The sequence below is a fragment of the Peterkaempfera podocarpi genome (genome assembly GCF_042466665.1).
Classification (GTDB): Bacteria; Actinomycetota; Actinomycetes; order Streptomycetales; family Streptomycetaceae; genus Peterkaempfera; species Peterkaempfera podocarpi.
In genome coordinates this window covers 2179429-2205936 of record NZ_CP162102.1, presented here as the reverse complement: position 1 = coordinate 2205936, position 26508 = coordinate 2179429, and the positions used below count along the sequence as shown (strand labels likewise).

Here is a 26508-nt window from a genome sequence, read left to right as displayed (position 1 = left end):
AAGTCGGTACCGGAGGCCTGTGTGCGGTCCTATCCTGGCCTCAGGCAGTTCGGACAACCAGGCGGAAGGTGGAGGTCACCATGAGCACCAGCAGCGCTGACCAGCCCGTGACTCCGCCGCGTAGGCCTCGTCTGTCGGTCGAAGAACTGATCCGGGCGAAGAATGCCAGGCCGATCCGGTCGCTGGCCGATCTGGAGGCGATGTCCTCCGACATCTTCGAGTCGGACGAGGAGCTGGACGAGTTCCTGGCATTCACATACGCCGAGCGCCACCGAGACGTGGCCTGAGGCTGTGATGCGCCCCGTCCTTCTGGACACCGATGCCGCCTCGCTGATCATCAAGATGCGTTTGCCGATCACGCTGGCGACCAGGCTGATCAACACCCAGCCGATCATCACCTTCGTCACGCGCGCAGAGCTGACCAAGTGGGCCGAGGTCCGCCGCTGGGGGCCGGGCAACCGCAGGCTTCTCGCCCAGTGGCCGGCCGAGGTGCCGATGCTGCCCGGTGACGAGGATGTCGCCGACACGTACGGCGAACTGTCCGCCGGCGCGATGCTGCGAGGGCGCCCGAGGCCGATGAACGACATGTGGATCGCAGCCTGCTGCCTCACCCACCAACTGCCGCTGGCAACCTTGAACGTCAAGGACTTCGATGACTTCAAGGTCCACCACGGGCTGGAACTCATCACCGCCTGATCCGGCAGCGAGAGGTCCTTGGCTCTGGGGGCGACAGTTACGGCAAACCCGGGATTGTGCTGTGGTTGGTCCTCCGTCGTCGGCGACCAGGACGCGGACCAGTCGGTCATGGGGGCGTGTGCCGGCAGGGCCCTCGGCGGTGTGCTCCGGACCGGGCGGGGCATTATTCGGACGACGGAACCCGACCGCCGGTGCTAGCTTCCGAACCCATGATCCCGCTCGACGACAACGCCATCCGGGGCTCCTTCGTGAACTGCTCGAAGGGTGAGGCCCGCAGGCTCTGGCTGCCTCGTGACCTGGCCGACCTGCCCTGGGCCGACCTGGACTTCCTGGGGTGGCGGGATCCGGGCGCCCCCGACCGCGGCCATCTGGTCGCCCAGCACCGCGGGGAGCTGGTGGGCATTGTGCTGCGGGCACCGCAGGGCCCCCGGCGCAGCTTCACCAGGACCACCGTCTGCTCGGTCTGCGTCACCCCGCACACCGGCTCCGGGGTCTCGCTGCTGGCCGCCCCCAGGGCGGGCGCGGCAGGGCGGGAGGGCAACACCGTCGGCACCTATATGTGCGCCGACCTGGCCTGTCCGCTGTATGTCCGCGGGCGCAAGCGGACCGAGCTGGTCAGCCGCTACGAGGAGTCGCTCACCGTGGACGAGCAGGTCACCCGGATGCTGGCCAATCTGGACGGCTTCCTTCAGCAGGTGCTCGGGGCGTAGGCGGTCGACGGGCCGCCCCGGGGGCGGGCCGCGCCGGAGCCGGGGAGCCGACGCCGAAGCGGATCTGACGTCTTGTCAGGGCTGGTCTCGGGGCCGACCGGCCGCGGCAGCTCAGCTGTGTCCTGGCCCCGGGTCGTCCAGATAGCTGGCGAGGCCGCGCAGGATGATCTCCAGACCGAGCTCGAACCGCTCGTCCTGGGTCTCCTCGGCCATCCGGTCGGCCAGGGCGACCAGGTGGGGGAAGCGGTCCGGGGGCAGCGCGGCGAAGTAGGCCTCCATCTCGGCGCGCTGCTGCTTCCAGGTCTCCGTCCCGTCGTCGTCGGAACCCCGGCGCAGCCGGTCCGCCCAGACGCCCTCCTCGAGGGTGAAGCCGTCCATGTAGGTGGAGAGCACATCGCCGGCCACCGCGCTGATCCGGTCGGGCAGACCGGCGGTGCGGAAGATGGCCAGCAGCTGTTCGACCTTGGGGAGGAGTTCGGCGGTGAAGGGCACATGGGCCATCGAGATGCGGGCCATGTCCCGGTGGGCCAGCAGGCGTGCCCGGCCGTCGCGGGCGAAGTCCCTGATCTGGTCCTGCCAGTGGTCAGGGTCGGGGGCGGGCAGGTCGTAGCCGTCGAACAGCCGGTGGTACATCAGCTCCAGCAGCTCGTCCTTGGCGCTGACATGGGCGTAGAGCGCGGAGACCGCCACCGTGAGTTCGGCGGCGACCTGGCGCATGGAGAGTCCGTCCAGCCCCTCGCGGTCCAGCACGGTGAAGGCGGCATCGACGATCCGGTCCCTGGTGAGCGGCGTTCTGGCGGCCGCCGGTCGCCTGCGTGACTTCTCCCAGGGGGTCGGCGGCAGTGCGTCCTCGCTCATGGGGCCCAGTGTAGGCCGTCCGCTGAACACCGCTCTGAGGAGGTGAACGCCGCTCTGTAACGCGATATATCTTGTCCTTGCGCAGTGATGCGCTATATCGTGAAGAACGATGTTCACGAAAAGAACGGCGATCAGGTATGGTGAACGCTGTTCATACGACTGGGGAGTTCTCACATGACCACAACGGGGGTCGCGCCGGACCGCGCGGCAGTCGCCGAACCCGCGCCGTACCGATGGCGCTGGGCCGCTCTTTTCGTCATCCTGGCCGCCGAGGTGATGGACCTCCTCGACGCCATGGTCACCAATATCGCCGGGCCGTCCATGCGGGCCGACCTGGGCGGTGGCGCCAGTGTCATCCAGTGGCTCGGCGCCGCCTACACCCTCTCCATGGCCGTCGGCCTGATCACCGGCGGCCGGCTCGGTGACATCCACGGCCGCAAGCGGATGTTTGTGATCGGCGCCATCGGCTTCACCGCGGGCTCGCTGCTCTGTGCCGCATCCCGCTCGCCGGAGATGCTGATCACCGCCCGGGTCATCCAGGGCCTCTTCGGCTCGGTGATGCTCCCGCAGGGCCTCGGCATGATCAAGGAGATGTTCCCGCCCAAGGAGATGCAGGCCGCGTTCGGCATGTTCGGCCCGGTCATGGGCCTCTCCGCGGTGGGCGGCCCGATCCTGGCCGGCTGGCTGGTCGACGCCGACTACTTCGGCACCGGCTGGCGGATGATCTTCCTGATCAACCTGCCGCTCGGTCTGGCCGCGGTCCTGGGAGCCCTGCGCTTCCTGCCGCACGGCCGCTCCGACAACCCCCCGCGGCTGGACATCCCGGGCATGCTACTGGTCTCGCTGGCGGCGCTGCTCATCATCTTCCCGCTGGTCCAGGGTCGCGAGTACGACTGGCCGCTCTGGTCGTTCGCCATGATGGGCGCCTCGGTGCTCGTCTTCGCGTTCTTCGGCTGGTACGAGGCGCGCCGCAGCAGGGCGGGCGGCGACCCGCTGGTCGTCCCCAGCCTCTTCCGCAAGCGCGGCTTCAGCGGTGGCATGGTGGTCGGGCTGGTCTTCTTCTCCGGCATGACCGGCTTCACCCTGGTCTTCAACCTCTACACCCAGCTGGGCCTCGGCTACTCCACCCTCAAGGCCGGACTCGCCATGGTCCCCTGGTCGGCGGGCATGATCGTGGGCTTCGGCGTCGCCCAGGCCGTGAAGAAGTTCGGCCGCCGGGTGCTGCACGGCGGCGCCCTGGTGATGGCGCTCGGCGTGTTCGGCATCTGGATCACCCTGCAGACCGCCGGGATCGGTGTCAGCCCCTGGCAGCTCACCCCGGCGCTGCTGGTCACCGGGCTCGGTATGGGCCTGCTGATGGCCCCCTTCTTCGACATCGTGCTGGCCGGTGTGGAGGCCCATGAGACCGGCTCCGCGGCCGGCACCATGACGGCCATGCAGCAGCTCGGCGGCGCCTTCGGCGTGGCGCTGCTGGGCACCGTCTTCCTCGGCCTGCTCGGCGGCGGCGTCGCCTCCGCCGCCGACGGTGCCGCCCCCGCGCTGCGCGCCCGGCTGGCGGCGGTGCAGATCACCGGCGCCGCGCAGGACGCCGTCGTCCAGGGCGTCCGGGACTGCGTCCATGACCGCGCGGTGGCCAAGGACCCCACCGCCACCCCGGCCGCCTGCACCCGGCTGGAGCGGACCGCCCGCACCGCGGCGACCTCCCCGGCTGCCGCCGGAGTGGTCGGCCAGGCCCTCCAGCAGAGCGGTCAGGACTCCTTCGAGCAGGGCTTCGGCTCGGCGATGAAGGCCATCCTGTGGGTGGTCGACGGCATGCTGCTGCTGACCTTCCTGTTCGCCTTCCTGCTGCCCCGGCAGGCCAGGGAGGACGAGGACGCGATCGGCCACTGACCGGCCCCGCCCACCTGTGCGGCAGAGGCGGGCCGGGACGCCCCCCGGCGTCCCGGCCCGCCTCTTCGCCGTCTCAGCAGAGGTGGATGTCCGTCACATAGTCGGCGTCGGTCCCGTAGCCGGCGAAGGTGACCCGGTCGCCCGGGGCGGTGTACCGGCAGGGGCTCACCGTCCCGTCGGTGTAGTCGAGTTGTACCCGGTACGGCTGTGAGCAGTCGTTGCCGACGAAGGTGTAGCGCCAGTCGCTGGTGCTGGTGATGCAGGGCGGAGCCGGGATCCGCTCGTCGCCGGCGGCCGTCGCCGGTGCGGCGGTGCCGGCGCCGAGCAGTGCGGCCAGGGCTGCCGCGCCTGCCGTCCGCCGTCCGAGTCCACTGCGGTGCATGGTCATCCCCCACGGTCGGTCGGCCGGTTCCACTCCGGCCGGTTCACCGCAGACCCTAGCCCGACCTGAAAATCCTTGCGGAAACTTTCAGAATCTTCTTGCAATGCCGGAGTTGACGGGTCGTGCAGGATGAGCGCATGAACCTCGACATCACCCGGGTCCGCAGCTGCTTCCCCGCCCTCGACCAGGGCGTCGCGCACTTCGACGGCCCCGGGGGCACACAGGTGCCCCGGGCTGTCGGGCAGGCCGTGGCGGACACCCTCTGCAGCGGCATCGCCAACCGCGGCACCGTGACCGCCGCCGAGCGGCGCGCCGAGGCCGTGGTGGCCGGCGCCCGGGCGGCCATGGCGGACCTGCTGGACTGCCCGGCCGAGGGCGTGGTCTTCGCACGGTCGATGACCCAGGCCACCTACGACCTGGCGCGGGCGCTGGCCAAGCAGTGGCAGCCGGGTGACGAGGTGGTGGTGACCCGGCTGGACCACGACGCCAACATCAGGCCCTGGACGGCTGCGGCCGAGGCCGTGGGCGCCACCGTCCGCTGGGCCGGATTCGACCCGGTGACGGGCGAGCTGTCGGTGGACGACATCGCCGCCGTACTCTCCCCCGCACCCGCCTGGTGGCCGTCACCGCCGCCTCCAACCTGCTGGGCACCAGGCCCGACATCCCGGCTGTCGCCGCCGCGGCGCACGCCGTCGGTGCCCTGGTCCACGTGGACGGGGTGCACCTCACCCCGCACACCGCCGTCTCGGTGGCCGAGCTGGGCGCGGACTTCTACGCCTGCTCGCCGTACAAGTTCTTCGGCCCGCACCACGGGGTGCTGGCCGCGTCCCCGGACCTGCTGGCGACCATCCACCCGGACAAGCTGCTGCCGTCCACCGACGCCGTCCCCGAGCGGTTCGAACTGGGCACCCTGCCCTATGAGCTGCTCGCCGGGACGGCCGCCGCCGTCGACTTCATCGCCGGCCTGGCCCCCTCCTCCGCCGCCACCCGGCGCGGCCGGCTGCTGGACTCCATGCGCCTGGTCGAGGCCCATGAGGAGCAGCTCCTCCACCGCCTGCTCGACGGGCTGTCCGCACTCCCCGGGGTCACCCTGCACGGCTCGCCCCTGCGGCGCACCCCCACCGCGCTGTTCAGCGTGGCGGGCCACTCGCCCCAGGCCGTCCACCAGCACCTGGCCGACGGCAAGGTCAACGCCCCCGCCGGCACCTTCTACGCCATCGAGGCCGCCCGCCACAGCGGGCTCGGCGACGCCGGAGCCGTCCGCGCCGGCCTCGCCCCCTACACCAGCACCGAGGACGTGGACCGCCTGCTGGCCGGGGTCGCCGAACTGGCGGGTGCCCGATGAGCACAACCCCCGCCGCCGTGCGGATCGAACGGGACGGCCCGGTGTTCACGGTGGTCCTCAGCCGTCCCGAGGTCCGCAACGCCGTCGACGGCCCCACCGCGGCCCTGCTCGCCGACGCCTTCCGGGAGTTCGACGCCGACCCGGACGCCGCCGTGGCCGTGCTGTGGGGCGAGGGCGGCACCTTCTGCGCCGGGGCCGATCTCAAGGGCATCGGCACGGGCCGGGGCAACCAGGTGCTGCCGGAGGGCGACGGGCCGATGGGGCCGACCCGGATGCGGTTGAGCAAGCCCGTCATCGCCGCGGTCGCCGGGCATGCGGTGGCCGGCGGGCTGGAGCTGGCCGCCTGGTGCGATCTGCGGATCGCGGAGGAGGACGCGGTCTTCGGCGTCTTCTGCCGCCGCTGGGGCGTGCCCCTGGTGGACGGCGGCACCGTACGGCTGCCACGGCTGATCGGGGAGAGCCGGGCCATGGACATGATCCTCACCGGACGGCCGGTCACCGCCCGTGAGGCCTTCGACATGGGCCTCGCCAACCGCCTGGTCCCCACCGGGGAGGCCCGCCCGGCAGCGGAACGGCTCGCCCGGGAGATCGCCGCCTTCCCCCAGCTCTGCCTGCGCCACGACCGGCTCTCCGCACGCGAGCAGCACGGCCTGAGCGAGCAGGACGCGCTGGCCGCCGAGTACCGGCACGGCATGGTCCCGCTGACCGAGGGGGAGACCCTGCGCGGCGCCGACCGCTTCACCCGTGGTGCGGGACGCCACGGCTCCTTCGCCGACTGACGCCGGAGGCGGACCGGTCCGGACGTCGTCCGCTCCCTGTCCGCCCCGCCCACCGGGGGTACGGGGCTGCCCTGTACGGGACGGAACCCGTGACCGGCCCGGCACTCAGCGGCGTACCTTCGGGCTCTCGGTGACCTCGGAGGACGAGCCCACCGGGGGGCGAACCGGGCCCCGCACGGCATGGGATGCTCGAGGTGTGAACGCCGTACCGCCGCACCTGCCTCCTGACCTCCGCAACCCGGTCGGGGCGCATGTGCCGGTGGCCGGAAAGGGGCTGGTGGGAACCGGGCTGGCCTACGCCGGGCGGGTGGGGGCGGAGGTCGTGCAGGTCTTCGTCGCCAACCCGCGAGGATGGGCCACACCGCCGGGCGACCCGGTGCGGGACGCGGCGTTCAGGGAGGCCTGCGCCGTGCAGCGCATCCCCGCCTTTGTGCACGCTCCGTACCTGATCAACTTCGGCTCCGACAACGCCGTCACCCGGGAGCGGTCCAGCGCCTCGCTGCGCCACTCGCTGCTGCGGGCGCACGCCATCGGCGCGCGGGGCGTGGTGGTGCACACCGGCTCGGCCGTGGGCACGGCGCCGGACGGCGGGTCGCGGTACGCGGCGGCGATGGCGCAGGTGCGCACCGATGTGCGGCCGCTGCTGGACGAGTTGGACCGGCTCGGCGAGGACGCCCCGTGGCTGCTGCTGGAGCCGACGGCGGGCCAGGGCCGTTCGCTCTGCTCCCGGCTGGAGCAGCTGGCCGAGTACGCGGACGCGCTGGACCGTCACCCCCGGGTCGGGGTCTGTCTGGACACCTGCCACGCCTTCGCCGCGGGGCACGACCTGGCGGCGCCCGGCGGGGTCAAGGAGGCGCTGGACGTGCTGGTCGCCGCCGTGGGGGAGGGGCGGCTGCGGCTGATCCACGCCAATGACTCCAAGGACGTCGCGGGTGCCCGCAAGGACCGGCACGCCAACATCGGCACGGGTCACATCGGCGCGGAGCCCTTCCGGGAGCTGTTCGCCCACCCCGCGACCCTCGGTGTCCCGCTGGTGGTGGAGACCCCTGCCCACGGGGGCGGCGGCGCGGGCCATGCGCTGGATGTGGCCAGGTTGAAGGAGCTGAGGACAGGGGCCTGACCTGCTGTCGGTGCGGGTTGCTATGGTGCGGTTCGCACCATCGGTACGACAGCAGCACCAGGACGGGGGGATGGGCCCATGGGCCTGATGGACCGCATTCGCGGGGAGTTCATCGACATCGTCGAGTGGACGGACGACAGCCGGGACACCATCGTGTGGCGCTTCCCGCGCTACGAGAACGAGATCAAGATGGGCGCCCGGCTCGTGGTCCGGGAGTCCCAGACGGCGGTCTTCGTCAACGAGGGCCGGATCGCCGACGTCTTCCAGCCGGGCACCTACACCCTGGAGACGCAGAACCTCCCGCTGCTGGCCACCCTGAAGGGCTGGAAGCACGGCTTCCACTCGCCCTTCAAGGCCGAGGTGTACTTCGTCACCACCCGTCAGTTCACCGACATGAAGTGGGGCACGCAGAACCCCGTCATCGTCCGTGACCCCGAGTTCGGCATGGTGCGGCTGCGGGCCTTCGGCGCCTTCGCCGCCCGGGTGGTGGACCCGGCGGCGCTGCTGCGCGAGCTGGCCGGCACCGATCCGCAGTTCCGCACCGAGGAGGTGCAGGAGTATCTGCGGCAGCTGATCGTCGGCAGGCTGGCCACCGCGCTGGCGACCGCCGGTGTGCCGATGCTGGACCTGGCGACCCGGCAGGACGGCCTGGGCGTCAAGCTGGCCGGGGTGCTCACGGAGGAGCTGGCCCCGGTCGGCATCGCCGTCCCCACGTTCGTCATCGAGAACATCTCGCTGCCGCCCGAGGTCGAGGCCGCCATCGACACCCGGTCCCGGATGGGCATCGCGGGCGACCTCGACCAGTACACCCGGTTCCAGGCCGCCAATGCGATCGGCGATGCCGCCCGCAACCCCGGCGGGGGCGCCGGGGAGGGCATCGGGCTGGGCCTGGGCGTGGCCATGGGCCAGCGGATGGCGGCGAGCCTCAACCCGCAGCAGGTACCCCCGGCACCCGCGGCCCCCGCACCCGCGGCCCCCGCATCCGCGGTCCCGCCGCCGCTGCCGACGCAGCAGCAGTGGTTCATCGGTGTCGGTGGCGCCCAGCAGGGCCCGTACGACAGCGCCGCGCTGGCCGGGCTCATCGGCGCCGGCACCCTGACCCGGGCCACCCTGGTGTGGCAGAGCGGAATGTCCGGCTGGCTCCCCGCCGAGCAGGTGCCCGACGTCAACCGCCTCTTCGGCGCCGTCCCGCCGCCGCTTCCGCCGCAGTCCTGAGACCGGGGGACGACCACCGCCATGACCGCTGACGCCACTGCCGCTCGCTCCTACCCCTGTGAGGCCTGCGGCGCCACCGTCGAGTACGCCCCGGGTACCGACAGCCTCCGCTGTCCCTACTGCAAGCACCAGCAGGCGATCGTGCCGGTGCCCCGGCAGGTGCGCGAGCACGCCATCGAGGAGCTGGCGGCCCTGCCCGTCAAGCCGCTGGGCGCCGCGCCCGCCGCCGCCCGGGAGTTCCTCTGCCCCGGCTGCGGTGCCCGCACCGAGAGCGACACCCTCTCCGTGCGGTGCCAGTTCTGCTCCACCCCGCTGGTCGCGGACGCCGCCGCCACCGAGCGCGTGGTGCCCGAAGCGGTGGTGCCCTTCGGGCTCGACCGCGACGCGGCCCGGGAGGCCCTGCGCGGCTGGACGTCCACGCTGGTTCGCGCCCAAGGGCCTCAAGAAGGTCACCGAGGCGGAGACCTTCAAGGGCAGCTATCTGCCGCACTGGACGTACGACGCCGCCACCGTCTCCGACTACCGGGGGCAGCGCGGGGAGTACTACTACGTCACCGAGACCTACACCGTCACCGAGGACGGCGAGACCCGCACCGAGACCCGCGAGGTCCGGCACACCCGCTGGTACCCCGCGCACGGCACCGTCTCCCAGGACTTCGACGACGTACTGGTGCCCGGCACCGGCCATGTGACCACCGAGCAGCTGGACCAGCTGACGCCGTGGCCGCTGGAGCAGGCCCGTCCCTACCAGGAGGAGTACCTCGCCGGGTTCCAGACGGTGCGGTACGACATCGAGCCCGAGGCCGGGCTGGAGACCGCCAAGCAGCGGATGGCGCCGGTCATCGAGTCCGCCTGCCGGTCCGACATCGGTGGGGACGAGCAGCAGGTCTCCTCGGTGGACACCCGCTACTTCGACCTCACCTTCAAGCTGATGCTGCTCCCGGTCTGGTTCCTCAGCTATCTGCACGCCGGGAAGAGCTGGCAGGTGATGGTGAACGCGCGCACCGGAGAGGTGATAGGCGAGCGTCCCTACAGCGCGGGCAAGATCGCCGCAGCGGTGCTGGCGGCACTGGTGGTGGTCGCGGCGGTCGTCTGGCTGGTGATGCGCAGATGAGCGAAGGCCCGGCCCGCTGTCCTACCCGCGGTGCACACTGGGCGTATGTGCCGCAACATCAAGACACTCCGGCCGCCTGTGACCTTTGACGTCGGCGACGACGACATCACCGCGGCGGCTCTGCAGTACGTCCGCAAGGTCTCCGGCTTCCGTGCCCCGGCAGCCCACAACCGGGAGGCCTTCGACCGCGCGGTGGCCGAGGTGGCCGAGGCCACCCGGCGACTGCTGGAGACGCTGGAGGTGCGGGGAGCCGGCGCCAGGGTCTGACTGCCCCGGCCCGGCCGTGCCTGCCGTAGGCCGCCCGTGCCGCCAGCCGCCCGTGCCGTAGGCCGTCGGCTGTGGCCGCCCCGGGCATCGGCGGCCGCTGCCGGGCGGGGCCGCAGCGGCAGGCTGGGCCGCACACAGGGACAGGCGGGGCCGTACACAGCGGCAGCCCGGCCGGTCAGGCGGGCTGATGGGCGCCGCGGGTGATCATCAGCAGCGCGTCCACCAGGTCCTCCACGGGTGAACCGGTGGCCAGCCGGCGCAGCTGGAGGCCGGTCACCAGGGCCACCACGGCACGGGCCGCACGTTCCGCATCCGGCACGCCCAGCGCGGTGAGGATGGAGAGCGCCAGGCGGTCATAGGCCTCGAAGCATGCCCCGGCGGCCTCCCTCAGCTGGGGGTCCCGCCCGGCCTGGATGTAGAGCTCGAACGGGGCGATCCGCTCGCTGTCGAAGTCGATCCCGGAGGCCACCTGTGCCACCAGCGCCCCCGCCTCGTCCAGGGTGTCGACCCCGTTGCCCTGGTGGGTGGCGGCCAGCTCGGTGAAGCGCTGGGTCTCCTCGGTCACGAACTGCAGCAGACTCTCCCGCAGCAGATCGTGCTGGGTGGCGAAGTGGTAGGTGACCGAGCCCAGCGAGACCCCGGCCTCGGCGGCGATCCGGCGGTTGGTGACCCCGGCGACACCGTGCTCGCCGATGATCCGCAGCACGGCATGGACGATGCGGTCACGGGTCGCGGCAGGCTTGGACATGGCGTCATTCTCCCACTGCGGGCACCTCCTCCTCGCTGGTGGAGCGCGGCCTGTCCGCACCGCCCCCCACCCAGGCCGGCGGCCGCTGCTCGTACCACCGCTGGTCCGCCTCCAGCTGCGCCGCGAGCGACACCAGCAGCGGCTCGCTGCTCTCCGGGCCCAACAGCTGGGCGCCGACCGGCAGTCCCTCCGGGGTGAAGCCCGCGGGGATCCCCATGGCGGGCCAGCCGACCACGTTCCAGGGCCAGGTGTAGGGGCAAGCGGCGATCATCGCCCGGTCGGTGCGCGCACCGGACCAGCCCGCCATCTCCCCGACCCGCAGCGGCGGGACCGCCGTGGTGGGGGTGAGCACCACGTCATAGCGGGCGAAGAACCGGGCGTACCGGCGGCGCAGCGGCGCCTCCGCGGCCCGCGCGGCGCTCAGCGCGGGTCCGCGCAGCAGCCGGGCGCTGCGCAGTGCGCCGCGGGTGCGCGGGTCGAGCAGTGTGCGGTCGGGCACCCGCTCGCACCAGTCGGCGACCCCGACGATCCCCCGTGGCACAAAGGCGGGCCCCACCGGCCCGTACGGCAGGTCGGACTCGGTGACCTCATGGCCCAGCCGGGCGAGTGTCTCGGCCAGCCGGACCACCGCGGCCCGCACCGCCGGGTCCAGTGGCTTGCGGGTGAAGGTGAACGGCGGGCGGAGCGCCAGCGCGATCCGCAGCCGGCCGGGTTCGCGGCCCGCTGCGGGCAGCACCCGCAGCGGGTCGGGCCGGTGCAGATCGGCGGCATGGCTGCCCGCGGCGGCGTCCAGCAGCAGGGCGGCGTCGGCGACGGTGCGGGCCAGCGGACCGAGGCCGGTGAGCCCGTGGAAGGACTCGGCCTCCGGCCAGGCGGAGATCCGGCCGCGCTGCGGTTTGATGCCGACCAGATGGGTCCAGGCGGCGGGGATGCGCACCGACCCGGCTCCGTCGGACCCCAGCGCGGCGGCCACCACCCCCGCGGCGACGGCGGCCGCCGCGCCACCGGAGGAGCCACCGGGAGTGTGCTGGGGGTTCCAGGGGTTGCGGGTCTCGCCGAAGGCGGGGCCCTCGGTGAACGGCCACTGGCCGACCTCGGGGGTGTTGGTCTTGCCGACGACCACCGCCCCGGCGACCCGGAGCCGGCGTACGGCCTCCGCATCGGCCTGCCGTACGGGGAAGACACCGGGGCAGCCGAATGCGGTGGGCTCGCCCGCCACATCGGTGTCGTCCTTGACCGCGATCGGCACGCCCAGCAGCGGTGCCCGCTCCCCGGTGGCCAGCCGCCGGTCGGCTGCGTCCGCCTCGGCCAGGGCGGCCTCGGTCCGCACCCGGCGGAAGGCGTTGAGCGCCGGCTGGGTGGCCTCGATGCGCCGCAGTGCCTCCTCGACCAGTGCTCGGGAGGAGGTGCGGCCTTCGGCCAGGGCGCGGGCCTGGTCCGCCAGGCCGTCGTGGTGGGTGGGACCGGACACCATGGGACCCCCGTCTCGGGTACTGTTCGTTCGAACGAACAGTACCCGTGGCAGGCCTGACCGCACACCACCGACCGGGAGTCGGGGCCTGCGGGTGCGCTCAGCCGGCGTACGGGGCCATCGCGGCCGCCGTCATCCCGCTGCCCAGGTAGCCGCCGAGGGTGTGGAAGTCCAGCCGCCCCACATAGGCCTCGGCGTGCTGGTCCACGGGGAACCGGTCGCCCAGGCGGCGGGGGAGGGCGACCAGGTCGCCGGGGTCGGCGAGGTTCACCCAGCGGGCCACACCGGGCGGACGGGCGCCCCGGCCGGCCAGCGGCTCGGGGTCCAGCGCCTCAAAGACCGCGCCGGGCAGGCCCAGCGGGGACCCCAGGGTGACCAGCAGCTCCGGGGCCAGCTCCGGGTGGGCGTGCAGGGTCTCGTAGGTGACGACCGAGCCCAGCGAGTGGGCCAGCACCACCCTGGGGCGGTGCTGCGCCAGCGCCTCGGCGACGCAGTCCCGGGCGCGCTGCCGCCGCCCCGGGTGGCTGAGGTAGACGTACACCTCGCGGGCGAAGGCCACCACCACCCGCCCCAGGGTCTGCGCCGCCACCCCCCGCCTGGCGGCCAGCCAGTCCAGGGCCTGCCGCAGCGGCATGGTCACCGGGCCCTGCGGCTGCGTCGGTGCCGGAACGCCCGCGGCGGTCAGCAGCGCTGCGGCGACGAGTTTCTGATTATCCGTCAGTGAGCTCAGGGCATCGTCGCCAGGCCCCTGCGCCTGGGGTTCGGCCAGCCGATGGGCGTAGTACGCGGCCGCCAGCCTGGGCACGGGCTGCCCGGTGAGACCGGCGGCGGCGTAGCCGGCTGCCAGCCTCGGCTGCCACTGCCCGGCCAGCAGGGCGGCGGCGTCCTGCGGGGAGCCGGCCTGGTGGTTGCCGATGCCGTGGACCGCGAGGACCGGCGGTGCATCCGTCATACGTGCCTCCAGGGCGAGTCGGGAGTACTGGTCCAGGCGAGGAACGCGGTCTCCGGGCCGAAGCCCGCCAGCAGTCCGCTGTCGCACAGCGCCAGCGCGCCGACGGGCAGCGGAAGGGTCAGCAGGGTCACGGCGGCGGTATCCAGGGTGAGGTCCCACAGCTGGACGGTGCCCTCCTCGCCGCCCGCCGCGACGCGCAGCCCGCCCCGGGCCGTGCGGGCGGTGGTGAGCACGGTGACCGGTCCGCGGTGGCCGGTGAGGGTGTGGCGCAGGCTGCCGTCGGCCAGATCCCACACCCGTACCGTCCCGTCGGCACCCGCGCTGAGGACATGCGGCCGTCCGGCGAGGTCGTCGGTGGTGAGGACGGTGACCGGTCCGCGGTGGCCGGTGAGGGTGTGGCGCAGGCTGCCGTCGGTGAGGTCCCAGACCCGCACCGTGCCGTACTGGCCGGCGGTGACGGCGCAGGGACGGCTGGACCGCACGGGGGTGGCCACCGCCGTCAGCCACTCCCCGCCGCTGTCCAGGGTGCGGCGCAGGGTGCCGTCGGTGAGGTCCCAGACCAGGGCGATGCCCCGCTCGTCGGCGGTGACGGCCTGGGCGCGGCCGTCGACACGGGCTACCGCGGCGGCCGTGACCGGGGCGCGATGGGCGTCGAAGGTGTGGCGCAGACCGCCCCCGGTCACATCCCAGAGCTGGACCAGCGGGCCCTGGCCGCCGACCAGGGCATAGGGCCAGCCGGCGATCCGGGCCAGTGCCAGCACCGGCTGCGCGGAACCCATCAGGGTCTGGCACTCGCTGCCGTCGGCGAGGTCCCACACCCGTACCGTGGCGTCCTGCCCCGCGGTGACGGCGTACGGCCGGCCGCCGAGGGCGTCACCAGCGGTGAAGGCCAGGGCGGTGAAGGCCAGGGCGGTGACCGGTCCGCGGTGGCCGGTGAGGGTGTGCACCGAGGTGCCGTCGCCGAGATCGCGCACCCGTACCGTCCCGTCCGCCCCGGTGGTGACGGCGCAGGGGCGGTCCCCGACCCGGACGACGGCGGCCGCGGTGACCGGACCGCCGTGGGCGGGCAGCGCGGACGGCGGGGGAGAGGGGTGCCGTCGGTGAGATCCCAGACCCGGGCTGTGCCGTCCCGTCCGGCGGTGACGGCGTGCGGGCGCCCGTCGACCGGGGCGATCACCGCGGCCTCGACCGGGCCCTGATGGCCGGTGAGGGTGTGGCGCAGGGTGCCGTCGGTGAGGTCCCACACCCGTACGGTGCCGTCATGGCCGCCCGTGACGGCATGCGGCAGGCCGTCGATCGCGGTGACTGCGGCCGCGGCGACCAGGCCGCGGTGGCCCGCGAGGGTGTGCCGCAGGGTGCCGTCGGTGAGGTCCCAGACCCGTACCGTGCCGTGGTCGTCGGTCGCCAGCGCACACGGCCGCCCCCGGACCTCGGCGGTGGCCACGGTGGTGACCCAGCCGCTGCCGCCCTCCAGCGTGTGCCGCAGGGTGCCGTCGGTGAGGTCCCAGACCCGGACCGCGCCGTCGTGGCCCGCGCTGACCGCGTACGGCCGCCCGCCCACCCCGGCTGTGGCCAGGCCCAGCACCCGGCCGCCGTGCCCGTGGCAGACCCGGCGGGCCGCGCCGGCGGCGGGGTCCCAGAGCCTTACGGTGCCGTCGTGCCCGGCGGTGACCAGCTGGGGACGGCCGTCGACCGTGGTCACCGTGACGGCGGTGACCGGCCCTTGATGACCCGTCATGACGCGCTTCGCGACTCCGCCGGCCAGATCCCAGATCCGCAGCGTGCCGTCCCGGCCGGCGGTGGCGGCCAGTGTCAGGCCGGGGAGGGCGGCTGCCGCGGTGACGGGTCCGCGGTGGCCGGTGAGGGTGTGGCGCAGGGTGCCGTCGGTGAGGTCCCACACCCGTACGGTGCCGTCGCGGCCGCCGGTGACCGCATGCGGCAGGCCGCCGACCGCCGTGAAGACGGCGGTGCCCACGGGGCCCGGGCCCCCGGAACCCTGATGGCCGGTGAGGGTGTGGCGCAGGGTGCCGTCGGTGAGGTCCCACACCCCGACGGTGCCGTCGCGACCGCAGGTGACCGCATACGGCCGGCCGCCGACCGAGGTGGCGGCCAGGGCCGCGGGGCCCGCCCCCAGCCCGCCGAGGGTGTGGCGCAACGCCGGATGGGTCAGCCCGTTGGTGGCCCAGCGGGGAGTCGCAGCCGGCGCCGGGCTGCCCGCCACCGGGACGGCGCTGATCGCCTCGGCAAGCGCCCCCTGCCCCCAGCGGGCGGCGTCCACCGCCAGCAGGGCTCTTCGGGCCTGCGGTCCGCGGTGCGGGGCGGACGCGGAGGTGCGCAGCACCGCGGCGTTGCGCACCGCGGCGGGCGCGGCGGCGCGGTGCAGATGAGGGGTGACCGCCTCAGGGCCGCTGTGCACCAGGAAGCCCGGGTCCAGCAGCAGCTCGTCCACGGCCGAGGAGCCGGCCTCCGCCGCATGGTCCATGGCGTGCCGCAGCAGATAGGGCGGCGCCAGCTGCCAGGCGCGCCCCGCGCCTCCGGCGACGCCCAGTGTCTCCAGCAGCCTGCTCAGCACCTCGGGGGCCGTGCCGGGGGAGGAGGCCCGCAGATGGTCGGTGAGGCGCTGGTGGAAGAACCGGTACAGCTGCCGTCCGTCGCGATCGGTGCTGGTGCGCAGATAGAAGGCGGCGGTGTCCAGCGCCTGACGGATGTCCTTGCGCGACGGGGGCTCGGGGGCCGCGCCGCGCCGCACGGTGCGGAACGCCGGGGCGATCGCCCGGACCACGTCGAACGGCATGCCCTCACCATGGCCGTGGGCCACGGCGGAGAGCACCGGGCGCAGCCAGGGGCTGTCCGCGGTGAGGGTGTCCAGGTGCAGCTCCAGCATCCCGGGCAGGTCCGCCGGCAGCAGCGCCACCGCCTCCTCGGGTGCCAGCGGATGACCCAGCGCGGCCAGATGGTCGGCGAACAGCCCCGCCATCAGGAAGCCCCCGCTGTCGGCGGAGCCGGCGAGCTGCTGGGCCAGCGCGGCCGACACCCGCCGCCCGGTGTCCCCGGTCGCATAGCCGGGCGCGGTCCACAGCAGCTCCTCCACATAGCCGGCGAGCTCCCGTTCCAGCCGGTCCCTGGGCATCGTGTCCAGGTCGAGCGGCCCGCCGTACTCGCGGGCGGCGGCGAAGAGCGCCGGGAAACGGCTCAGCCAGGGCCGGGTCGCCACCGCGACCCGGCACAGCGGCCCGGCGGCGACCAGCGGCAGCAGCACCCGGTCCAGCAGTTCCTCGGGCCGCTCGGCCTCGTCCAGGGCGTCGACCACCACCACGGCCCGCTGCTGTCTGCGGTCCAGCCGGTCCAGCAGCGCGGCGGTGCTCCAGCCGCCCGCCGGTGCGGCGCCCAGGCCCAGTTGGCGGGCGACCGACTCCAGCACCTGCCGGGGGGTGCGGCGCCGGGCGTGCACCGCGGCCAGCCGAGGGTGCTCCCGCGGCCGCTCGCGCAGCGGGATACGGCTGCGCACCGTGCCGGTGACCTCCCGCAGTTGGGGATGGGTCAGGCAGACGGTCACGCCGAGCAGGGCCGACTTGCCGGTGCCGGGGCCGCCGGTCACCACCAGCAGCGGCGGTTCGGTGTCCGTGGAGTCGTCCAGCCAGGCGGAGAGGCGGGCCCGCTCCGGCTCCCGGCCGGTGAACAGGCATCCGGTGAGCGACTGCCCGCCGACCGGCCGCCCCGAGGCGCGGGAGAGGAAGTGCATGGGATCGAGACCGGGGTCGGCCTCGGTGGCGAACTGCCACAGCGCCCGCTCCACCCGCCCGTGCAGCCGCGCCACCGGGTCGTCGGAGTGCGCGGGGTTGGGGAAGAACGGCGGGGGTTCGGCGGTGGCCTCGGTCCGCGAGGTGCGCACCACGGTCTGGGCCAAGCTGCCGCTCCGGCCAGCGGTGTGACGGCGCGCCAGCTCTCGGTCGATCTCCTCGGCCAGGGTCTCCACGGGGACATGGGACAGCAGCGGCGACACATCCAGCCACCCCTCGCGCAACCGGTCCAGCACGGCGGCGGTGGCGCGGGTGAACCGTGCCGCGTAGGCCCGCTGGTCCTCCGCGGCCGCGGCGACCACCCAGGCCTTGCGCTGCCGGGTCTGCACCTGCTGGGCCAGCTGGTGCACCACGGCGCGGCCGGCCCCGCAGACGTCCAGCAGCAGCAGCGTGGGGGCGGCGTCGGGGCTGTCCTCCAGGTCGTCCAGCCAGCGGTGGACCCCGAGGGCGGTCTCCGGCAGCCGCCCCGGGTCGGTCCCCGGCACCGGGACATAGAGCGTGCTGCGGGCGGAGGCGGTCACTCCGTGACCGGTGACATGGACCACCAGGGCCTGCCCGGCAGGGCCCTGCAGCGCGGCCCGCCAGGCTGCGGAGACCTCGTCCAGGCCGCGGTCCAGCAGCGGTCCGGTACCGTGCAGGGAGACCCCGGGGAGGCGGGTGAGCACCCGCGCCAGCTCGCCCACGGCGGAGGCCACCGACGGCAGGTCGGCGAAGCCGGGCGCCGCGGTGCTGCCGGGGTCCCACTCGCCCGCGGGCGTCGTGTGGAACGTCCCGCACCCCACCACCAGTGCTCGCGTCACCAGGCCCCCGTGTCCGCCGCAGGACTTGTGATCCTACCCGTCCGGCCGTCGCCGGTGGAGCCGTGAGATCCCGCCGGGGCCGGGACCGGCTTCCGGACAGCGGGGTTGACGGCAGGCCAACCACCGATGGCGTTCTGGTCGGGTCCCGGACAATGTGCTTCCCTTGACAGGGAGCCATGTGCGCCGGCTCCGCATGTCGTCGTTGCGGACCCGGGTGATCACCCCTCCGGGGTTCGCGGCGCAGCTGAGATTCGGGGGCTGGAAGCCGATGCAGACGTCGCAGTCCGACGTGCCGTCCGAGATCACCGACCTGACCAGGGTTGCCTTGGCGGACCTGGAGGAGTTGCCCGACTCGGTGCTCGCCGCGTCGTTGCGCAGGATCCTCAGGGACGCGAGTGATCCGCGATCGCCCGTGGCGTCTTTCCATTCCGCGATGGCCGATTGAGCACGGGGGCGGGCAGATGGCCGCGGTGGCGCCGTTCCGGGAGTTCGTGATCAAACTTCACGGGCTCTGCAATATCGCCTGCGACCATTGCTACGTCTACGAACTGCGCGACCGGGGCTGGGAGTCCAGACCGGCCGTGATGGCCGACCCGACGATCGACCGGGTGGCCGTGCGGATCGCTGAGCACGCTCGCCGCCACCGGCTGCCCGAGGTGTCCGCCGTGCTGCACGGCGGGGAGCCGCTGATGGCCGGCCGGGCGAAGGCCGAGCGACTGGCCCGCGCGCTGCGCCGCGAGGTGGACCCGGAAACCCGGATCGGCTTCACCGTGCAGACCAACGGCACCCTGCTGAACGACGCCTGGCTGGAACTCGGCCACCGGTACGGCATGGGCATCGGGGTCAGCCTGGACGGCGACCGGGCCGCCAACGACCGGCACCGCCGCCGGGCCGACGGGCGCAGCAGCCATCCGGCCGTGGAGCGCGGGCTGCGCCTGCTGCGCCGGCCCGAGCACCGGAACCGCTATGCGGGCCTGCTGTGCACGGTGGACCTGGACAATCCGCCGGTGGCCACCTATGAGGCGCTGCTCGCCCAGGAGCCGCCCCGGATCGACTTCCTGCTGCCGCACGCCACCTGGCAGCACCCGCCACCCGGGCACGATCCCGAGCGCGCCCCCTACGCGGCCTGGCTGCTGGCGGTCTTCGACCGGTGGTACCGCTCCTCGTCCCCACCGGAGACCAGGGTGCGGCTCTTCGAGGACCTGATCGATCTCTCCCTGGGCGGCGCGCCGGGCTCGGAGGCCGTCGGCGGGGCGGCCGCAGGCTTCACCGTGGTCGAGACCGACGGGTCGATCCACCTCGCCGACGCCTATCGGGCTGTCCATGACGGGGCATCAGCAACCGGGATGGACGTCTTCACCCATGACTTCGACACCGTCGCCCGCTCACCCCGGGTCACCGAGGCGCGGGGAGGCCGGGACGCCCTGGCTGCGCAGTGCCGTCAGTGCTCCGTGGTCGGGCTGTGCGGCGGCGGATTCCGGGCGCATCGTTACCGTCCCGAGAATGCCTTCGACAATCCGAGTGTGTACTGTTCGGATCTCATGAGGGTGGCTGAGCACATCAGGCATCGGGTGCATGCCGATGTCCGGGAACTCCTCGGGGGGCCACGGTGATCGGGGTCGGGGAGGTCCACCGGCTGACGGTGGATGACTTCGAGCGGCTGGCGTCCGCGCGGCCCGGTGCCGCTGCACTGGATGTGCTGCGCCGCAGCCAGTTCAGCCGCCGCCTGCTGACCCTGCGCTCGGTCGCCGCCCTCGGGCGGGAACGGTTCCCCGTGCAGTGGCGTGCCGCCGGTGCCGAGCCGGCCTGGGAGCTGCTGGAGGCGGTGGACCGCACGGAGCGCCGCGCCCTGGAAGCGGTTCTGATGCACCCTCCGGTGGGTGTCCTGCTGGCCCGCTGTCTGCGCCGGCTGACCGGCCAGCCGCAGGACGGCTCCGATCTCGAGCGGGATCTCGCCCGGCTCGGCGCACTGGCGGTCGGCGCGGCGCTCCGCGCCCGCTTACCGGTCTCGCTCCGACTGCCCGTCCACGGGGACCGGCTTGCGCTGCCCGGTTGGGGGGTGGCCCGGCTTCCGTCCGGCACTTCCGCGGTCCGCGTCGAAGGTGCGGTCCTCAGCGCGCCCGGCTTCAGCGCAGAACCCCGCACCCCCGGTGCCGTCGACCCGCCCGCGGGCGCACCGGGCTGGCTGCCGCTGCGGGCCCTGGCCCTGCCGCCCTCCGCCGCGGCATCCGACCTCCCGGCTCTGCGGCTCACCCTCGAGGACGGCGATCCCGACCGGCACAACCCCGGTGCGCGCAGTGCACCGCGACTGACGACACATCAACTCGGGGAGTGGGAGGACTCGCTCGGGGGTGCCTGGGAGCTGCTCACCGAGCACTTCCCGGACCGTGCGACCGTCTGCGCCGCACTCTGCACCTGCGTCGTCCCACTGACACCGCCGCCCGGAGGCTGGGCCAGCTCCGCCTCCCGTGAGGCGTTCGGTGCCATCTGGCTCTCCCCGACCAACGACACCGCCCGCCTGGCCGAGGCGCTGGTGCACGAGGTCAGCCATGTCGTCCTGGGTGCCCTCGGCGACATGGTGGACCTCCATGACCCCGACCACGCCGACAGCTACACCGTCGGCTGGCGATCGGACCCCCGGCCGCTGGGAGCGGTGCTCCAGGGCACCTATGCGCATGTCGCACGGCTGGCGTTCTGGGACCGCTACCGCCGGGTCGCCCGGACCGCCGAGGCCGACCGTGCGGAGCGGCACCACCGTCTGCTGCGCGGCCAGGTGCTGGACGCGCTGGAGCTGCTCGACGGCTGCACCGGGCTGACCGCGCTCGGCCGCCGGTTCTGCGACCGAATGGCGGCCGGGGTGATGCCACGGCCGGGGCATATGACACCGAGATACTCGAACGGGTGATGGGCGGCATGGGTGGAGAGCTGAGTCCTTCCGGGTTATTCCACGTGTCGAAACGCACACCGCTGGGGTATGCATCGCAACCGCATCGTGTGGTGGCCGAAGGCAGGGACGCGTTGTGCTTGGAGAGTCCGCGATGACCGTCGAAGGCGCCCCGCGCGGCGCCCGGCTCTGCCAGAGTTGTGCACGTCCGTACGCCCGGTGGCGGCCCCTGAACGCCATCCGGTCCGTGGCCGGACACCAAGGGAGTCCGTCGGCAGCGCGGACGTCGCCGAGCTGGGAGTCGCCGTGAAGCGCTACCTGTTCTTCCTGAGCCACGTCAGGGGGGCGGACGAGGAGTGGGTCGCAACGTTCTTCCGCGACCTGTGCTCCGCGGTGGCCGCGCGCACCGGACTCAGTCCGGGCACGGTCGGAGTGCGCGGTGACGCGGCCTCCCGTGAGCCGGCGCTGGACCTGATGCGGCAGGCCGGAGTGCTCATCGCGCTGCGCACCCCCCAGTACGCCACCCGCAGCTACTGCGCCGCCGAGTGGGAGTTCTTCCGGCAGCGGCGCGAGGTCTACTGGTCGCGCACCGGCCGCCCGGCCGACGCCATCATCCCGGTGACCTGGGTGCCGCCCGCCGCCGGCGCCAAGGCGGCACCGCCGTGGCCGGACCCCCTGCGGGTCGGTGCCCCGGCGTACGAGCGCGACGGACTGCTCCACCTGCTGCGCCTCGGCTCCCGCTACCGGGACGTCTACCAAAAGGTGATCCAGAGCCTGGTGGACCGGCTCGCGGTGGCCCAGAAGGACCTGCCGGACCTGCCGGGATTCACCTTCAACGGAAGCGCCGCGGCAGCCTCCGCGCCGGCCGCCGGCGGCCGGACGCCGGTCGACGTGGTGGTGGCGTCCGCGGCCTCCGACGAGCTTCCGGCCGAGCGGCATTCCCGGGAGTTCTACGGCTCCTCCCCGCTCGACTGGTCCCCGTACAGCCCCGAGCGGCCCCGCTCCCTGGTCAGCCTGGTCGAGGAGACCGCCGCCGACCTGGACTTCCCCTCCCGGGTGGTGCCGCTGGACGGCACCACGGGCGGCCCGACCGCCCTGACGGAGGCGCGTGAGCGCTTTGTGGTGCTGCTGGTCGACGCCTGGACGGCGACGCTGCGCCGGCAGCAACGGCTGCTGGCCGAGCTCGACGACCGCCCACCCGGCTCCACCGCGGTACTGGAGCCCCGCAGCAGCGGCGACCTGGAGTCGGCCGAACACGCCCGGGTCCTGGACCAGGCCCTGGACCAGGCGCTTCCCCGGTTCCGGCAGGCGGGCATCGCGGATCAGCTGCGGCGCTGGCACCTGCCCGATGCCGAGCAGTTCACCACGGCGCTGCGCAGAGCACTGGTGGCAGCGCAGAACGACGCCATGAAAATCCCCCCCGACGATCAGCCCGCCGACGTCCCGGCAGGCAGCTTCGACTCGTTCCCCCAGCTCGGAAGGTTCTCCTCATGACGCAGCGCTCGGGCACCTCAGGAGGCAGCGGGCCGGGCACCGTGGTGACCTTCTACTCCTTCAAGGGAGGCACCGGCCGGACCATGGCGCTGGCCAATGTGGCCTGGATCCTGGCCTCCAACGGCAAGCGTGTCCTCACCATGGACTGGGACCTGGAGGCACCCGGCCTCTACCGCTACTTCTTCCCCTTCCTCGGCGACCCCGCGCTGGACTCCACCCCCGGGGTGATCGACCTCGTCCGGGACTTCGACGCCCTCACCCCGCGGCCGCCCGCCGAGCGCTACCACGAGTACGCCCGCGTGGAGCGCTATGCCTCCTCGCTGCGCTGGGACTTCCCTGAGGGCGGCTACATCGACTTCGTCTCCCCGGGCCGCCAGACGCCGGAGTACTCACAGGCCGTCAACACCTATGACTGGCGCGGCTTCCACGAGCGCCGCGGCGGCTCCGCCTTCCTGGACGCGCTCCGCCACGACATGCGGGAGAACTACGACTACGCGCTGATCGACAGCCGCACCGGGTACAGCGACACCTCCGGCATCACCACCCTGCAACTGCCCGACGTCCTGGTGAACTGCTTCACCTTCAACACCCAGGCGATCAAGGGCACCGCCGGCATCGCCCGCGACGTCCAGCGCCAGGCGCCCAAGGTCCGTATCCTCCCGGTGCCGATGCGGGTGGAGGACGCCGAGCAGGGCAAGCTGGAGGTCAGCCGGGACCACGCGCGCGAGCAGTTCCGCGAGGTGCTCCAGCAGGACCTCACCGAGGCCGAGCAGGAGCACTACTGGGGCGATGTGGAGATCCCCTACAAGCCCTTCTACGCCTACGAGGAGATCCTGGCCACCGTCGGCGACCGGCCCCGCCAGGAGAACACCCTGCTGTCCGCGTACGAGCGTCTCACCTCGGTGATCACCGAGGGCGAGGTCACCGCGCTGCGGCCGATCGTCGAGGACCAGCGCAGGCGGCTGCTGAGCCGCTTCGAGCGGGTGAAGATCAGCGGACTGGGCCACCGCACCCGAGTGCGCATCGACTTCGCCGTCCGCGACCGGATGTGGGCCGAGTGGATGTCGGCGCAGCTGGCCGCGGCCGGGGTCACCGTGGAGCTGCGCGGCAGCTCCCCGTCCTTCGCCTATGTGGCGGCGCCTCCCGAGTCCTCCGAGGTGCCGGAGACGGTGATCTGCCTGCTGTCTCCCGACTTCCGCACCACCCCGCTGCTGGACGAGATCCGCAGGCTGATCAACGCCGGTCCCGGCGCGAAGCGGGTGGTGAGCGTCTGCCCGGTCGAGTACGTCGTCGACTCCGAGCTGGCCCAGCTGCCCAATGTCTCGTTCGCCGGCAAGCAGGCCGAGGCCGCTCGCCAGGAGCTGTTCGCCCTGGTCGGCCTCAGCATCCCGGAGGAGCCGCCGGCCGAGGGCGTGCGCTACCCCGGCCGCGCCCGCACCGCGCAGAAGTCGCCGCCGCGCAATGACTCCTTCACCGGTCGCGACGACGTCCTGGAAGAGGTCCGCAGCAGGCTCGGCACCACCGCACTCCAGGTGGAGACCCGTGCCGGACTGGCCGGGCTCTACGGTCTGGGCGGCATGGGCAAGACCCAGATCGCCCTGGAGTACGTCCACCGCTACGGCGCCCAGTACGACGTGGTCTGGTGGGTGGAGGCCGACCAGCTCACCACCGTCCCCCGCACCATCGCCGAACTCGGCGACCGGCTCGGCGTCCCGGGAGACTCCGTCGCCGAGCGGGCCCAGAGCACCCTCGACCAGCTGCAGTCCGGCGAGCACGGCCGCTTCCTGCTGGTCTTCGACAACGTCAGCGACATCGACGGGCAGATCGACCTGGACGGCGCCGGAGTGGTGGCGCTCCAGGACTACCTGCCGAGCCGCGGCCCCGGCCATGTGATCATCACGTCCCGGCGCTCCGACACGGTCGAGCTCCAGGACGCCGTCCACATCGACACCTTCTCCCGCAACGAGAGCATCGCCCTCTTCCGGCGGCGGCTGCGGACCATCACCGAGGCCGACGCCTCCCGGGTGGCCGAGGCGCTGGGCGACCTGCCGATGGCGGTCGAGCTGGCCTCGGCCTGGCTGCGTACCACCGTGATGCCGGTGGACACCTACCTCCAACTGCTCCAGGACCAGGGCAGCCGGGCACTGAGCGATGTCGGCACCGCCGCCCAGCAGGCCAGCTTCACCGCGGCCTGGCAGCTCTCCTTCGACCGGCTGCGGCAGGAGAGCCCGGCGGCGGCCCGGATGCTGGAGGTGTGCTCCTTCCTCTCCCCGGAGCCCATCGCCGCCTCGCTGCTCTACAGCTCCGCGATGCGCGAGTACCTCGCCGAACTCGACCCCGAGGTCGGCAACTCGATGATGGTCGGCCACAGCATCGGCGCCCTCAACCGCTATGCGCTGGTGCGCAACGACCGCTTCACCGAATCGATCCAGGTGCACCGGCTGCTCCAGTCGACGGTCCGCGAGTGGCTGTCGGCCGATCCGGAGAAGTACGCGGAGACCAGGCGGCAGGCCCACCGGGTGCTGGCCGCCGTGCACGCCTCGCTGTCCGGCATCCGCGACGAGAACAGCAGTGAGGCCCGCAGGCGCTACGCTGAACTGTGGCCGCACCTGGAGCCGTCCGGCGCGGCCGAGAGCGACGACCCCAACGTCCGCAACTGGATCACCGAGCAGGTTCGGCACACCTGGCTGATCAGCGACCATTTCGCTGCGGTCGCCCTGGGCTCCAGGGTGCTGGCGGTCTGGCGGCAGCACTTCGGCGACGATGTGCTCACCATGCGGCTCGCCGCCCAGCTCGCCAACCCGCTGCGCTCGCTGGCCGAGTACCGGCGGGCGCTGGACCTCGATGAGAAGACCCTGGCGCTGCAACGGGCCCACCATGGCGCCGACCACCCCTTCACCCTGGTCACGGCCCGCAACTACGGCGCCGACCTGCGCGGTCTCGGCCGCTACAAGGCCGCCTACGAATCGGACCGGGACACCTACGACCGCTGTGTGCGGCTCTTCGGCCCGGAGCACGAGGACACCTTCAAGGCGGCCAACAACCTGGCCCTGTCGCTCAACGCGGTCGGCAGGCCGGGCGAGGCGCTGGCGCTGCACGAGGACACCTATCGGCGCCGCCGCCAGGTGACCGGGCTGAAGCATGTGCTCACCTGGTCCATCGCGGTCAACATGGCGCAGGGCATGCGGGACATGGGCCGCTACCGGGAGTCGCTGGTGGTCCTGCTGGAGACCCGCGAGCGTCTGGTGGAACTGGTCGGTGAGGGCGCTCCCGACGTGTTGCGGGCCGACCGGTCGCTGGCGGTGTCCCGTCGGCGCACCGGGGAGTTCGATGCGGCGCTGGCCCTCAGCCGCGACACCTGGGCCGCCTACCGGGAGCGGTTCGGTGACCTCCACCCCGACACCCTGGCCTGCATGACCAATCTGGCCTGCGACCTGTACTACAGCAACGGCGACGCCGCGGTCTTCGAGGAGGCACGCAGGCTCGGCGAGCAGGTGCACCAGCGCTACCAGGAGATCCTGAGCGAGGAGCACCCCTTCACCCTCGCCGCGGCATCCAACCTCTCGCTCTTCCTGAGGGGATGCCAGGAGCCCGCGGCAGCACTGGACCTGGCCACTTCGGCGCTCTCCAAGCTGGAGCGGCAGCTCGGTGCCGTGCACCCGGCGACCGCTGTCTGCCGGTCGTCCCGCTCGGGAGCGCTGTCGGTGCTCGGGAGGCACGACGAGGCAGTGGCGGAGGACGTCGCCGTGGTCGAGGCCTTCCACCAGCTCTTCGGCCCGGACCACCCCCGGGTGCTCGCCGCCGAGTACGACCTGGCGCTGCAGCGGAGCTTCGCCGGGATCGAGACGGCGGAGCGGGACATGCGGGCGGCCTCCCAGAGGCTGCAGCAACTGTCGCCGGAGTCACCGATCCGACGCGACGCCGAGGCCGGACGCCGGGTCGACTTCGACCTGGAGATGCCCCCGTGACCGAGCCCGGCAGCT

The 26508-nt window shown here is 73.2% G+C and carries 20 protein-coding genes and 2 pseudogenes; 15 read left to right on the top strand and 7 right to left on the bottom strand.

Annotated elements, in window-relative coordinates; translation table 11 throughout:
- The first annotated feature begins 80 nt into the window (after positions 1-80).
- From AB0761_RS09730 to AB0761_RS09720, 3 genes are all read left to right on the top strand, one after another.
- Positions 81-287, top strand: a complete 207-nt coding sequence (locus AB0761_RS09730) for a hypothetical protein (protein ID WP_377268568.1) — start codon at positions 81-83, stop codon at positions 285-287.
- A 7-nt stretch (positions 288-294) separates the two neighbouring features.
- Positions 295-696: a type II toxin-antitoxin system VapC family toxin gene (locus tag AB0761_RS09725; RefSeq protein ID WP_377268567.1), complete on the top strand. Its 402-nt coding sequence runs from the start codon at positions 295-297 to the stop codon at positions 694-696.
- A 209-nt stretch (positions 697-905) separates the two neighbouring features.
- On the top strand, positions 906-1406 hold the full coding sequence (locus tag AB0761_RS09720) for an FBP domain-containing protein (RefSeq protein WP_377268566.1): 501 nt from the start codon (positions 906-908) through the stop codon (positions 1404-1406).
- Between the two features lie 111 nt (positions 1407-1517).
- Here AB0761_RS09720 and AB0761_RS09715 read toward each other — a convergent pair whose 3' ends face one another.
- On the bottom strand, positions 1518-2264 hold the full coding sequence (locus AB0761_RS09715) for a TetR/AcrR family transcriptional regulator (RefSeq protein ID WP_377268565.1): 747 nt from the start codon (positions 2262-2264) through the stop codon (positions 1518-1520).
- Between the two features lie 174 nt (positions 2265-2438).
- On the opposite strand from AB0761_RS09715, the gene AB0761_RS09710 reads away from it, so the two are divergent.
- Positions 2439-4154: an MFS transporter gene (locus AB0761_RS09710; protein ID WP_377268564.1), complete on the top strand. Its 1716-nt coding sequence runs from the start codon at positions 2439-2441 to the stop codon at positions 4152-4154.
- A 73-nt stretch (positions 4155-4227) separates the two neighbouring features.
- Here AB0761_RS09710 and AB0761_RS09705 read toward each other — a convergent pair whose 3' ends face one another.
- Complete coding sequence (locus AB0761_RS09705; protein WP_377268563.1) at positions 4228-4536, bottom strand: alpha-amylase; 309 nt, start codon at positions 4534-4536, stop codon at positions 4228-4230.
- Positions 4537-4673: 137 nt separating this feature from the next.
- On the opposite strand from AB0761_RS09705, the pseudogene AB0761_RS09700 reads away from it, so the two are divergent.
- From AB0761_RS09700 to AB0761_RS09675, 6 genes and pseudogenes are all read left to right on the top strand, one after another.
- Positions 4674-5881 (top strand): annotated as a pseudogene (locus AB0761_RS09700) (cysteine desulfurase-like protein).
- Positions 5878-6660, top strand: coding sequence for a crotonase/enoyl-CoA hydratase family protein (locus AB0761_RS09695; protein WP_377268562.1), 783 nt, complete (start codon positions 5878-5880; stop codon positions 6658-6660). The pseudogene AB0761_RS09700 and the gene AB0761_RS09695 overlap by 4 nt, the downstream one beginning before the upstream one ends.
- 196 nt (positions 6661-6856) lie before the next feature.
- Entirely contained in the window at positions 6857-7780 is a 924-nt protein-coding gene (locus AB0761_RS09690; protein WP_377268561.1) for a deoxyribonuclease IV, read from the top strand.
- A gap of 87 nt (positions 7781-7867) precedes the next feature.
- Entirely contained in the window at positions 7868-8995 is a 1128-nt protein-coding gene (locus tag AB0761_RS09685; protein ID WP_377268560.1) for an SPFH domain-containing protein, read from the top strand.
- A gap of 256 nt (positions 8996-9251) precedes the next feature.
- Complete coding sequence (locus tag AB0761_RS09680) at positions 9252-10109, top strand: hypothetical protein (protein WP_377268559.1); 858 nt, start codon at positions 9252-9254, stop codon at positions 10107-10109.
- Between the two features lie 45 nt (positions 10110-10154).
- Positions 10155-10376 carry a DUF2277 domain-containing protein gene (locus AB0761_RS09675; protein ID WP_377268558.1) on the top strand — a complete coding sequence of 74 codons (222 nt, stop codon included), beginning with the start codon at positions 10155-10157 and terminating at the stop codon, positions 10374-10376.
- A 175-nt stretch (positions 10377-10551) separates the two neighbouring features.
- On the opposite strand, the gene AB0761_RS09670 is transcribed toward AB0761_RS09675, so the two are convergent.
- The 5 genes and pseudogenes from AB0761_RS09670 to AB0761_RS09650 all read right to left on the bottom strand — a co-directional run.
- On the bottom strand, positions 10552-11124 hold the full coding sequence (locus tag AB0761_RS09670) for a TetR/AcrR family transcriptional regulator (RefSeq protein ID WP_377268557.1): 573 nt from the start codon (positions 11122-11124) through the stop codon (positions 10552-10554).
- 4 nt (positions 11125-11128) lie between these two features.
- A complete protein-coding gene (locus AB0761_RS09665; RefSeq protein ID WP_377268556.1) occupies positions 11129-12598 on the bottom strand; it encodes an amidase in 1470 nt (489 codons plus the stop codon).
- 97 nt (positions 12599-12695) lie between these two features.
- Positions 12696-13547 (bottom strand): serine peptidase, encoded by an 852-nt coding sequence (locus AB0761_RS09660; RefSeq protein ID WP_377268555.1) that lies wholly within the window; start codon positions 13545-13547, stop codon positions 12696-12698.
- Entirely contained in the window at positions 13544-14521 is a 978-nt protein-coding gene (locus tag AB0761_RS09655) for a WD40 repeat domain-containing protein (protein WP_377268554.1), read from the bottom strand. Before AB0761_RS09655 ends, AB0761_RS09660 begins: the two co-directional genes overlap by 4 nt.
- Before the next feature lie 143 nt (positions 14522-14664).
- A pseudogene (locus AB0761_RS09650) lies at positions 14665-17289 on the bottom strand (AAA family ATPase); the annotation flags it as partial.
- A 1126-nt stretch (positions 17290-18415) separates the two neighbouring features.
- Between AB0761_RS09650 and fxsA the strand changes: the two are divergent.
- The 5 genes from fxsA (at position 18416) to fxsT (ending at position 26493) form a co-directional block, all read left to right on the top strand.
- Positions 18416-18592: an FxSxx-COOH cyclophane-containing RiPP peptide gene (gene fxsA / locus AB0761_RS09645; RefSeq protein WP_377268553.1), complete on the top strand. Its 177-nt coding sequence runs from the start codon at positions 18416-18418 to the stop codon at positions 18590-18592.
- 16 nt (positions 18593-18608) lie between these two features.
- On the top strand, positions 18609-19760 hold the full coding sequence (locus AB0761_RS09640) for an FxsB family cyclophane-forming radical SAM/SPASM peptide maturase (RefSeq protein WP_377268552.1): 1152 nt from the start codon (positions 18609-18611) through the stop codon (positions 19758-19760).
- Positions 19757-21052, top strand: a complete 1296-nt coding sequence (locus tag AB0761_RS09635) for an HEXXH motif domain-containing protein (protein WP_377268551.1) — start codon at positions 19757-19759, stop codon at positions 21050-21052. Before AB0761_RS09640 ends, AB0761_RS09635 begins: the two co-directional genes overlap by 4 nt.
- 285 nt (positions 21053-21337) lie before the next feature.
- Complete coding sequence (fsxC, locus tag AB0761_RS09630; RefSeq protein ID WP_377268550.1) at positions 21338-22525, top strand: FxsC protein; 1188 nt, start codon at positions 21338-21340, stop codon at positions 22523-22525.
- Complete coding sequence (gene fxsT / locus AB0761_RS09625; protein WP_377268549.1) at positions 22522-26493, top strand: FxSxx-COOH system tetratricopeptide repeat protein; 3972 nt, start codon at positions 22522-22524, stop codon at positions 26491-26493. Before fsxC ends, fxsT begins: the two co-directional genes overlap by 4 nt.
- The last annotated feature ends 15 nt before the right edge of the window (positions 26494-26508 follow it).